This window comes from Streptomyces sp. NPDC048590 (assembly GCF_043199535.1).
In the GTDB taxonomy this organism is placed as follows: domain Bacteria; phylum Actinomycetota; class Actinomycetes; order Streptomycetales; family Streptomycetaceae; genus Streptomyces.
Map to the genome: position 1 here is coordinate 134,727 of NZ_JBICWC010000014.1, position 9,667 is coordinate 144,393.

General features: G+C 71.3%; 11 protein-coding genes. 10 read left to right on the top strand and 1 reads right to left on the bottom strand.

The window, feature by feature from the left end; all coding sequences use genetic code 11:
* Positions 1-176 precede the first annotated feature (176 nt).
* Positions 177-473: a DUF4193 domain-containing protein gene (locus ACGFNN_RS32250; protein ID WP_003965732.1), complete on the top strand. Its 297-nt coding sequence runs from the start codon at positions 177-179 to the stop codon at positions 471-473.
* Positions 474-485: 12 nt separating this feature from the next.
* On the top strand, positions 486-1,439 hold the full coding sequence (locus ACGFNN_RS32255) for a hypothetical protein (RefSeq protein ID WP_393561259.1): 954 nt from the start codon (positions 486-488) through the stop codon (positions 1,437-1,439).
* 49 nt (positions 1,440-1,488) lie between these two features.
* Here ACGFNN_RS32255 and ACGFNN_RS32260 read toward each other — a convergent pair whose 3' ends face one another.
* Positions 1,489-1,944 carry a DUF3093 domain-containing protein gene (locus ACGFNN_RS32260; RefSeq protein ID WP_393561261.1) on the bottom strand — a complete coding sequence of 152 codons (456 nt, stop codon included), beginning with the start codon at positions 1,942-1,944 and terminating at the stop codon, positions 1,489-1,491.
* A 58-nt stretch (positions 1,945-2,002) separates the two neighbouring features.
* Between ACGFNN_RS32260 and ACGFNN_RS32265 the strand changes: the two genes are divergently transcribed.
* From ACGFNN_RS32265 to ACGFNN_RS32300, 8 genes are all read left to right on the top strand, one after another.
* Positions 2,003-2,587, top strand: a complete 585-nt coding sequence (locus ACGFNN_RS32265) for a PaaI family thioesterase (RefSeq protein WP_362539366.1) — start codon at positions 2,003-2,005, stop codon at positions 2,585-2,587.
* The gene (dut, locus tag ACGFNN_RS32270) at positions 2,587-3,114 is read left to right on the top strand and encodes a dUTP diphosphatase (RefSeq protein ID WP_362539369.1); all 528 of its coding nucleotides are present in this window, start codon (positions 2,587-2,589) and stop codon (positions 3,112-3,114) included. Before ACGFNN_RS32265 ends, dut begins: the two co-directional genes overlap by 1 nt.
* A gap of 1 nt (position 3,115) precedes the next feature.
* On the top strand, positions 3,116-3,886 hold the full coding sequence (locus ACGFNN_RS32275; protein ID WP_362666739.1) for a DUF3710 domain-containing protein: 771 nt from the start codon (positions 3,116-3,118) through the stop codon (positions 3,884-3,886).
* Between the two features lie 155 nt (positions 3,887-4,041).
* Positions 4,042-4,782 carry an ABC transporter ATP-binding protein gene (locus tag ACGFNN_RS32280; protein ID WP_393561264.1) on the top strand — a complete coding sequence of 247 codons (741 nt, stop codon included), beginning with the start codon at positions 4,042-4,044 and terminating at the stop codon, positions 4,780-4,782.
* 147 nt (positions 4,783-4,929) lie between these two features.
* Positions 4,930-7,473: an ATP-binding protein gene (locus tag ACGFNN_RS32285; RefSeq protein ID WP_393561266.1), complete on the top strand. Its 2,544-nt coding sequence runs from the start codon at positions 4,930-4,932 to the stop codon at positions 7,471-7,473.
* A 79-nt stretch (positions 7,474-7,552) separates the two neighbouring features.
* The gene (locus ACGFNN_RS32290; RefSeq protein ID WP_362539380.1) at positions 7,553-8,245 is read left to right on the top strand and encodes a response regulator; all 693 of its coding nucleotides are present in this window, start codon (positions 7,553-7,555) and stop codon (positions 8,243-8,245) included.
* Positions 8,246-8,331: 86 nt separating this feature from the next.
* Positions 8,332-8,748, top strand: a complete 417-nt coding sequence (locus ACGFNN_RS32295) for an OB-fold nucleic acid binding domain-containing protein (RefSeq protein WP_362666732.1) — start codon at positions 8,332-8,334, stop codon at positions 8,746-8,748.
* Between the two features lie 3 nt (positions 8,749-8,751).
* Positions 8,752-9,525: a DUF3159 domain-containing protein gene (locus ACGFNN_RS32300; protein ID WP_393561268.1), complete on the top strand. Its 774-nt coding sequence runs from the start codon at positions 8,752-8,754 to the stop codon at positions 9,523-9,525.
* The last annotated feature ends 142 nt before the right edge of the window (positions 9,526-9,667 follow it).

The window sequence follows — 9,667 nt, forward strand, 5'->3', positions numbered from 1 at the left end:
GTGTACGGTCCCCATCGCCACCCAAGCTGATCGCTCCTGAGGGATCCGGTTGGGTGTCGATTGAGTAACAGACCTTGATGTGAGGCAAAATCTCCGCCTCAGGTCGGGCACAAGTCCGGCCTCTCACGCGTTACGTGCGCTGAGACACCGCAGACACCCAAGAGGGGGAGAGCGACATGGCAACGGATTACGACACCCCACGCAAGACCGACGACGACGTCGATCAGGACAGCCTTGAGGAGCTCAAGGCCCGTCGGAGCGACAAGACGGCATCGGCCGTCGACGTCGACGAGTTCGACGCCGCAGAAGGACTGGAGCTGCCCGGCGCGGACCTCTCCAACGAGGAGCTGGCCGTACGGGTTCTGCCCAAGCAGGCCGACGAGTTCACCTGCATGAGCTGCTTCCTCGTCCACCACCGCAGCCAGCTGGCACGCGAGAAGAACGGCCAGCCCATCTGCCGCGACTGCGACTGAGGCCGGTCGGCCGTGGCAGGCGACACACCGTTCCGGAAGCGGCGCTTGCGGCGCACCAAGTCGTCGGAGGCCCGACAGGGCGGCGCAGTCCCGGCAGAGGGCGACAGCCCCGATGCCGAGCACCAGGCCGCCCTGCACGCCTCTCCCGGCACACCTGACGACGAGCGGGGCCGTCCGGCCTCGCTCGAAGCCATGGAGGCGGACGGCCGGTCCCGGGGGGCCGGTCAGGACCGACCGCCGTCCCCGGAGAACGCGGGGCGGCTGCACACACTGAAGCGAGGCGTGCGAAGGAGCAGGGAGAGCGCCAGAGCCGCCGTCGGCGTCGTCGCCGACCGCATCATCGACACGGCTCCCCGCATCCCCGTACGAGACCTCGCCACCCTGCGCCGGCAGTTCCCGGGGCTCGGTCCCGAGGAGCTCGCCGACAAACTCGTCGCAGGCGCGTGCGGCGCCACCGCCGCCGTCGGAGCGGGCATCGGGGCCGCGGCGATGATGCCCGTACCCCCGGCGATGCTCGCCGAGCTGGCGGCAGAGATCACCGGCGTCGCCGCCGTCGAGATGAAGCTCGTGGCCGAGCTCCACGAGGTCTACGGCCGCCGCCCCCCGGGCAACCTCGGGCAGCGCAGCACGGCGTACCTCACCGCCTGGACGGAGGAGCGCGGCATCGACGTCTCGCGCCCCACCACGCTCAACGCCGCCCTGGGCGGCCAGATGAAGCGCGAACTGCGTCAGCAGATCATGAAACGCACCGTGCGCGACCTGCCCAACCTCATCCCGTTCATGATCGGAGCGGCCGTCGGCGCGATGATGAACAGGCGGGACACCAGGAAGCTGGCCGACCGGGTCAGGAACGACCTGCGGCGCCACCAGGTGCCCTGGGACCGCCTCACGGAGCTTCCCCCCTTGGAACAGCCCTCACAGCCCGCCGAGGAGCTTCCCAAGGGCCTCGACGACCCCGGCCTCTGATCCGCGGACCGGAGGGCCTGCGCCGGCTTCCTCTGGGGCCGCCCGTCCCTCAGGCGGGTACGTGCGCGAGCGCCGCCACCAGGGCCTGCGGCTCCCGGGTCGACAGGTAGACGTACGGCGTCGGGTCGGCCGGGTCGGTCACCTTCACGCGCACCGCCGTCGGGATGTAGCTGCGCAGCAGCATGAACGCGCGGGTGTCCGCCTTGTACGTGCGCCAGGCGCGCGCTTCCTCCCCGTCGAGCACCTCGGCGTCACCGAGTGCCTCCAGCGGGATGCGGGCATCGCCCGCGACGAGTGCGCCGGCCACGACCCGGATCCGCGCGGAGCCGTAGGAACTCACGCCCGCGCACGCCGCGGCCGTACCGGCGACGAGGCCGCCGAGCATGGGCAGCAGGCCGATCGGCAGGAGCATCAGAGCGCAGGCGACGCCGATTCCGAACGCGATGAGCCACCACGAGCGGGGCGTGGTGAGACGTTCGTCGAAGGGAGGTGCGGAAGGCTGCATGGAAGCAAGCTTGGCACGGCGCGCCCCCCGGGCGGCGGCGCGGGTAAGGTCTGCGCCTGTGAGTGGAACATCTGCACGTCTGACACCCCCCGAAGGCGCGGTGGCGCCCGTCCGGCATCCCGACGCGCCCGCGCCCGGTGAGATCCTCGGCTCCCACTACGAACACTGTTTCGGCTGCGGGGGCGGTCAGCCGCACGGACTGCACCTCCAGACCACGGCCGGTGAGGGTGTGGGCGTCACCGCCGAGTTCACGGTGAAGCCCGCCCACCAGGGTGCACCGGGCCTCGCACACGGCGGGGTGCTGGCCACGGCGCTGGACGAGACCCTCGGCTCGCTGAGCTGGCTGCTGCGTGTCATCGCGGTGACCGGACGGCTGGAGACGGACTTCGTCCTGCCCGTCCCCGTGGGCACGGTGCTCTTCCTGGAGGCCGAGGTCACCGCCGTCGCGGGCCGGAAGATCTACTGCCGCGCCACGGGGCGGACCGGAGGCCCCGAAGGGCCTGTCGCGGTACGCGCGGAAGCCCTCTTCATCGAGGTCAAGGTCGACCACTTCATCGACAACGGACGGCCGGAGGAGATCCAGGCGGCCATGTCCGACCCGGACCAGTTGAGGCGCGCCCGCGCCTTCGAGGTGAACCCCTGATGCGCCATCCCGTCGACGTACTCATCCGCCGTACCGACCCGGACGTGCCGATCCCCGCCTACGGGCACCCGGGGGACGCCGGTGCCGACCTGGTCACCACCGAGGCCGCGGAACTCGCCCCCGGTGAGCGGGCGGTGCTCCCGACCGGGGTGTCGATCGCCCTGCCCGACGGGTACGCGGCCTTCGTGCACCCCCGCTCCGGCCTCGCGGCCCGCTGCGGAGTGGCCCTCGTGAACGCCCCAGGGACGGTCGATGCCGGGTACCGTGGGGAGATCAAGGTCATCGTGGTCAATCTCGACCCACGCGAGACCGTGAGGTTCGAACGGTTCGACCGGATTGCCCAACTGGTCGTCCAGCAGGTCGAGAAGGTGCGCTTCCACGAGGTGACGGAACTCCCCGGCTCGGCACGGGCCGGGGGAGGCTTCGGATCCACCGGCGGTCACGCCGCAGTGGACGGCGTCACGGGCGGTAACACCCAGGGTGGGAACAGCTACGCTTCGGTCGTATCCGACCGGGAAGGACGTTGACGTGTTCGGACGTCGCAAGAACAGTGGTTCCGCCAAGGACTCGGCGGACGAAGCGCGCGAGGCCGAGCAGGTCGCCGACGAGCTCGACGACACCGGGGCCGAGAGCGGCTCGCACCGCACGAACCTTCCGCCCGCACCCCGGCCCGACGGGCCGTGGGACAGCTCCGAGGTCTCCAGGCCCGGAGAGGGCCGCGTCGACCTCGGCGGCATCTTCGTGCCCGGCGTCGAGGGCATGGAGCTCCGGGTCGAGGTGGCCGGTGACGCCATCGTCGCCGCGACGGTCGTGCTGCGCGACAGCGCCATCCAGCTCCAGGCGTTCGCCGCTCCCAAGCGGGAGGGCATCTGGGGCGAGGTCCGCGAGGAGATCGCCTCCGGCATCACCCAGCAGGGCGGCGTGATCGACGAGGTCGAGGGCCCTCTCGGCTGGGAACTGCGTGCCCAGGTCCCCGTACAGCTCCCGGACGGCAAGAACGGCGTCCAGCTGGTGCGCTTCGTCGGTGTCGACGGACCGCGCTGGTTCCTGCGCGGAGTGATCTCCGGCCAGGGCGCGGTGCAGCCGGACGCCGCCGGGCTGCTGGAGACCGTCTTCCGCGACACCGTCGTGGTCCGCGGTGAGGGCCCGATGGCCCCGCGTGACCCGATCGTCCTGAAGCTTCCCGACGACGCCCAGATGGTGCCCGAGGGCGTGCAGCAGGAGGACCAGGAGAGCTCGAAGTTCTCCGGCGGCATGGGCCAGCTCCAGCGCGGACCGGAGATCACCGAGGTCCGCTGACGGCGACCGGGCCGTACCCGGAGGTGGGCCGCATCCCGGACAGGGGTGCGGCCCACCGGTCTTCCCGGTCCGTTGCCCGGGAGGGCACCCCCTGGGGATACTGGCGGCTGCCGAGCCGACCGTGGACGGCAGCCGCGCACCCATGGGGGAGAACGATGACACGGAGCAGCGACGCGAGCAGCGGCGCGGCCCTCGCCGAACGGCCGGCCGACGGACCGATGGTGCGGATCGAGGAGCTGCACCGGTCCTACGGCTCCGGAGCCGCAGCCGTGCACGCGCTGCGGGGCGTCTCCTTCGAGATCCCGCGCGGTGAGCTGGTCGCCCTCAAGGGCCGCTCGGGCTCGGGCAAGACCACCCTGCTCAACCTCGTGGGCGGGCTCGACACCCCCGACAGCGGCCGTATCACCGTCGACGGCACCGACCTCTCGGGGCTGGGCGAGGACGGTCTGCTGGAGCTGCGCAGGGACCGGATCGGCTTCATCTTCCAGTCGTTCGGGCTGATCCCGATCCTGACCGCGGCGGAGAACGTCGGCGTGCCCATGCGGCTGCGCAGGACCGACCCGCACGAGCGCGAGGAGCGGGTGGCGCTGCTGCTCTCCCTGGTCGGTCTGGGCGACCACGCCCAGCAGCGCCCCGGTGAGCTCTCCGGTGGCCAGCAGCAGCGCGTGGCCATCGCCCGCGCACTGGCCAACCGCCCGGCTCTCCTGATCGCCGACGAGCCCACCGGACAGCTCGACGCGGAGACCGGGCTCGCGGTCATGCAGCTGCTGCGCGCGGTCGTACGGGGTGAGGGCGTCACCGTGCTCGTCGCCACCCACGACCCGCAGCTGCTCGGCTTCGCCGACCGGGTCCTGGAACTCAGCGACGGTCACATCGTGGAACACCCGCAGACGTGAGGACCGGCCCCGGCGGCCGCCCCATCAGAATCGCGTCAATACGGACCCCCTCGCACGACCCATGTCCTATATGCCCGAATTTCGCGGGGTAACTTCGTGAACGGCTCCCGTGTCGGCGGAAGCCCGTTCAGAGAAGACAATGGGGCCATGGCACGCGGCAAGCTTCGGATCTACCTGGGTGCGGCACCCGGCGTCGGCAAGACGTACGCGATGCTGGCCGAGGCCCACCGCAGGGTGGAACGGGGCACGGACTGCGTCGTCGCGATCGTCGAACACCACGACCGGCCGCGCACCGAGGTCCTGCTCCACGGCCTGGAGCAGGTCCCGCGCCACGAGATCGAGTACCGTTCCGCGGTCTTCGCCGAGATGGACGTCGACGCGGTCCTGCGGCGGGCACCGGCGGTCGCGCTCGTCGACGAACTGGCCCACACCAACGTGCCCGGATCCCGCAACGCGAAGCGCTGGCAGGACGTCGAGGAACTCCTCCGCGCGGGCATCGACGTGGTGTCCACCGTCAACATCCAGCACCTGGAGTCCCTCGGCGACGTCGTGGAGTCCATCACCGGGGTGCGGCAGCAGGAGACCATCCCCGACGAGGTGGCGAGGCGGGCCGACCAGATAGAGCTCGTCGACATGTCGCCCCAGGCGCTGCGACGGCGCATGGCGCACGGGAACGTCTACCAGCCGGACAAGGTGGACGCCGCCCTGTCCAACTACTTCCGCCCCGGCAACCTCACCGCCCTGCGTGAGCTCGCCCTCCTCTGGGTCGCCGACCGGGTGGACGAGTACCTCCAGCAGTACCGGGGCGAGCACGACATCAGCGCCCCCTGGCAGGCCCGTGAGCGCATCGTCGTCGGACTGACGGGCGGCCCCGAGGGCCGCACCCTCATCCGCCGGGCCTCCCGGATGGCCGCCAAGGGCTCCGGCAGCGAGATTCTGGCGGTGTACATCGCCCGCAGTGACGGACTGACCTCGGCCTCACCGAAGGAGCTCGCGGTGCAGCGCACCCTCGTCGAGGACCTCGGCGGTTCCTTCCACCACGTCATCGGCGACGACATACCCACCGCGCTCCTGGCCTTCGCCCGTGGCGTCAACGCCACCCAGGTCGTCCTCGGCTCCAGCCGCCGCAAGACCTGGCAGTACGTCTACGGGCCCGGGGTGGGCGCCACCGTCGCCCGCGAGTCGGGGCCCGACCTGGACGTGCACATCGTCACCCACGACGAGGTCGCCAAGGGGCGCGGGCTGCCCATCGCGCGCGGGGCGCGGCTCAGCCGTACCCGGATCGTCTGGGGCTGGCTGGCCGGCGTCGCCGGGCCCGCCCTCCTGACGCTGCTGCTGCAGGGGATGGAGAACGGCCCCGGACTCGCCAACGACGTCCTGCTCTTCCTCTTCCTGACCGTGGCCGCCGCACTGCTGGGCGGTCTCGCACCGGCCCTCGCCTCGGCCGCGGCGGGGTCCCTCCTGCTGAACTACTGGTTCACGCCGCCCACCCACACCCTGACCGTGCAGGACCCGGAGAACTTCGTCGCCATCGTGATCTTCTTCGCGGTGGCGGTCGCGGTCGCCTCCGTGGTCGACCTCGCGGCCCGCCGTACCCACCAGGCGGCCCGCCTCCGCGCCGAGTCGGAGATCCTCTCCGCGCTCGCCAGCAGCGTGCTGCACGGTGCGACCGCCCTGGACGCCCTGCTCGACCGGGTCCGCGAGACCTTCGCCATGGAGTCCGTCGCGCTCCTGGAGCGGCGGAGCGACGTCGACCCCTGGACCTGCGCCGGATCCGTGGGACCGGCGCCCGTGACCCGGCCCGACGACGCGGACGTGGACATGCCCGTCGGGGACCACATGGCGCTGGCGCTGTCCGGCCGTGTGCTGCCCGCCGAGGACCGCAGGGTCCTCGGGGCGTTCGCCGCCCAGGCCGCCGTCGTGCTGGACCGCCAGCGCCTGGTGGGGGAGGCGGAGGCGGCGAGACGCCTGGCCGAGGGCAACCGGATCAGGACGGCACTGCTCGCCGCCGTCAGCCACGACCTGCGTACCCCGCTGGCGGCCATCAAGGCCGCCGTGAGCTCGCTGCGCTCCGACGACGTCGCATGGTCCGACGCGGACGAGGCGGAGTTCCTCGCGGCCATCGAAGACGGCGCCGACCGCCTGGACCACCTGGTCGGCAACCTGCTCGACATGTCGCGCCTCCAGACCGGCACGGTCACCCCGCTGATCAGGGAGATCGACCTCGACGAGGTGGTCCCCATGGCGCTCGGCGGCGTACCCGAGGAAAGCGTCGACCTGGACATCCCGGAGACGCTGCCGATGGTGGCCGTCGACCCGGGACTGCTGGAGCGCGCCGTCGCCAACATCGTCGAGAACGCGGTCAAGTACAGCCCCGGGCGGGAACGCGTCACCGTGGCCGCCAGCACGCTCGGCGAACGCGTCGAGCTGCGGGTGGCCGACCGCGGCCGCGGAGTCCCCGACGAGGCCAAGGAACGCATTTTCGAGCCCTTCCAGCGGTACGGCGACGCACCGCGCGGCGCCGGGGTCGGTCTCGGCCTCGCCGTCGCCCGGGGCTTCGTCGAGTCCATGGGGGGCACCCTGGACGCCGAGGACACCCCGGGCGGCGGGCTCACCATGGTCCTCACCCTCACCGCCGCGGGAGGGCAGACGCGGGCCGGCCCCGTACCGCCCGCACACCTCACCTCATGAGACCCGGGGACCATCCCGCCTCCGGCCCCTTTCCAGGGGCCCACTCCCCGCTCACGTATTCCGGAAAGGCAGGTCCGCGATGACCCGGGTCCTCGTGGTCGACGACGAGCCGCAGATCGTTCGTGCCCTCGTGATCAACCTGAAGGCGCGGAAGTACGAGGTGGACGCGGCGCCCGACGGGGCGACGGCGCTGCAGCTGGCCGCCGCGCGCCATCCCGACGTCGTCGTCCTCGACCTCGGACTGCCGGACATGGACGGCGTCGAGGTCATCCGGGGCCTGCGCGGCTGGACCCGGGTCCCGATCCTCGTGCTCTCCGCCCGGCACACCTCCGACGAGAAGGTGGAGGCCCTGGACGCCGGGGCCGACGACTACGTCACCAAGCCGTTCGGCATGGACGAGCTGCTGGCACGGCTGCGCGCGGCCGTCCGCCGCGCGGAACCGGCCGGACCGGAGGGCGGGGACGACGTGGTGATGGTGGAGACCGAGGGCTTCACCGTCGACCTCGCGGCGAAGAAGGTCCACCGGGAGGGCCGAGACGTACGGCTCACCCCCACCGAGTGGCACCTGCTGGAGGTGCTCGTACGGAACGCGGGGCGCCTCGTCAGCCAGAAGCAGCTGCTCCAGGAGGTCTGGGGACCCTCGTACGGCACCGAGACCAACTATCTGCGGGTCTACATGGCGCAGCTCCGCCGCAAGCTGGAGCGGGACCCCTCGCACCCCAGACACTTCGTGACCGAGCCCGGGATGGGATACCGCTTCGAGCGAGGGTGAAGAGTTCCGGACTGATGGGGATTAGCTCGTTCGGGTGGTGTTTGTGGGGGCCCGCCTCGGCCACGGGAGACCGGTACCCTTCGGGTATGAGCGCTGTTCCCCGATCCGAGAAGTCAGGCAGGGCTTCCAGGCCGTCCGGCCGCTTCCGCCGCATGCTCGACCGCCTGTCCAGCTCCCAGGAGGACCTCGAGTCCGAGGAGCTGCGGGAGGACTCGCACGCATCGGGGTGCACCCGTATCTCCGAGTGCTCGGACCGCCAGATCGTCAAGGTCACTGGTACCTTGCGGACCGTCACCCTGCGCCCGCGGGCCGGAGTGCCCGCCCTGGAGGCGGAACTCTTCGACGGCACCGCGCCGCTCGACGTCGTCTGGCTGGGCCGGCGGTCCATCGTCGGCATCGAACCGGGCCGCAAGCTCATCGCCTCGGGACGCGTGGCCGTCAGCCACGGGCGCCGGGTGCTGTTCAACCCCAAATACGAACTGCGACCGCTCGGCAAGGAGTAGCCGGTGACGTCTCTCGACAAGCCGACGTCCGACACGGACCAGCCCCACCGCACCGACCAGCAGGACGCCGACGCGAAGGCGGTCACGGAAGCCGCGCTCTTCGAGGCCTTCGGCGGCGTGCGGGGCATGGTGGAGACAGTCCTGCCCGGGCTGCTCTTCGTCACGATCTTCACCATCAACAAGAACCTGACGGCCTCGGCGATCGCCGCACTGGCCGTCTCCCTGCTCCTCGTCGTCGTGCGACTGCTCCGCAAGGACACCGTCAAGCACGCCTTCAGCGGCGTCTTCGGCGTGGCGTTCGGTGTGCTCTTCGCGAAGATGACGGGCAACGCCAAGGACTTCTACCTGCCGGGCATGATCTACACGCTCGGACTGGCCCTCGCCTACCTCGTCACGACGGTCGCCGGGGTGCCTCTGATCGGCCTGATCCTCGGCCCGGTCTTCAAGGAGAACCTCTCCTGGCGCACCAGGAACCCGGGGCGCAAGAAGGCGTACGCCAAGGCCAGCTACGCCTGGGGCCTCATCCTGCTCGCCAAGTGCGCGATCCTCTTCCCGCTCTACTGGTGGGCCGACACCACCCAGCTCGGCTGGGTCCTCGTCGCGCTCAAGATCCCGCCGTTCCTGCTCGCGGTGTATCTGACCTGGGTCTTCCTCGCCAAGGCGCCGCCGCCCATCGACGTCTTCGCCGAGATGGAGGCGGAGGAGCAGGCCGAGAAGGACCGGAAGGCCGCGCAGAGCGCCGCCCAGGCCGCGGAGGCGGGGCGCACGGAGCTCTGAGCCCGGCGCGTCCCCCGTAGCGACGAGTGGCCCCGGACCGTGTGAACGGATGCTGTTGGTTTTTTCGGGGCCTCGCGTGACGTCGGCCTTCGAGACCTGGTTGTGGTCTTGAAGGCCGACGTCGTCGTTTGGGGTGGTGCGG

Excerpts from the sequence above, each read along its gene's own strand:
- ACGFNN_RS32250 (WP_003965732.1), top strand. The coding sequence starts at position 177 with ATGGCAACGGATTACGACACCCCACGCAAGACCGACGACGACGTCGAT.
- ACGFNN_RS32260 (WP_393561261.1), bottom strand. The coding sequence starts at position 1,944 with ATGCAGCCTTCCGCACCTCCCTTCGACGAACGTCTCACCACGCCCCGC.
- dut (WP_362539369.1), top strand. The coding sequence starts at position 2,587 with ATGCGCCATCCCGTCGACGTACTCATCCGCCGTACCGACCCGGACGTG.
- ACGFNN_RS32280 (WP_393561264.1), top strand. The coding sequence starts at position 4,042 with ATGACACGGAGCAGCGACGCGAGCAGCGGCGCGGCCCTCGCCGAACGG.
- ACGFNN_RS32285 (WP_393561266.1), top strand. The coding sequence starts at position 4,930 with ATGGCACGCGGCAAGCTTCGGATCTACCTGGGTGCGGCACCCGGCGTC.
- ACGFNN_RS32290 (WP_362539380.1), top strand. The coding sequence starts at position 7,553 with ATGACCCGGGTCCTCGTGGTCGACGACGAGCCGCAGATCGTTCGTGCC.
- ACGFNN_RS32295 (WP_362666732.1), top strand. The coding sequence starts at position 8,332 with ATGAGCGCTGTTCCCCGATCCGAGAAGTCAGGCAGGGCTTCCAGGCCG.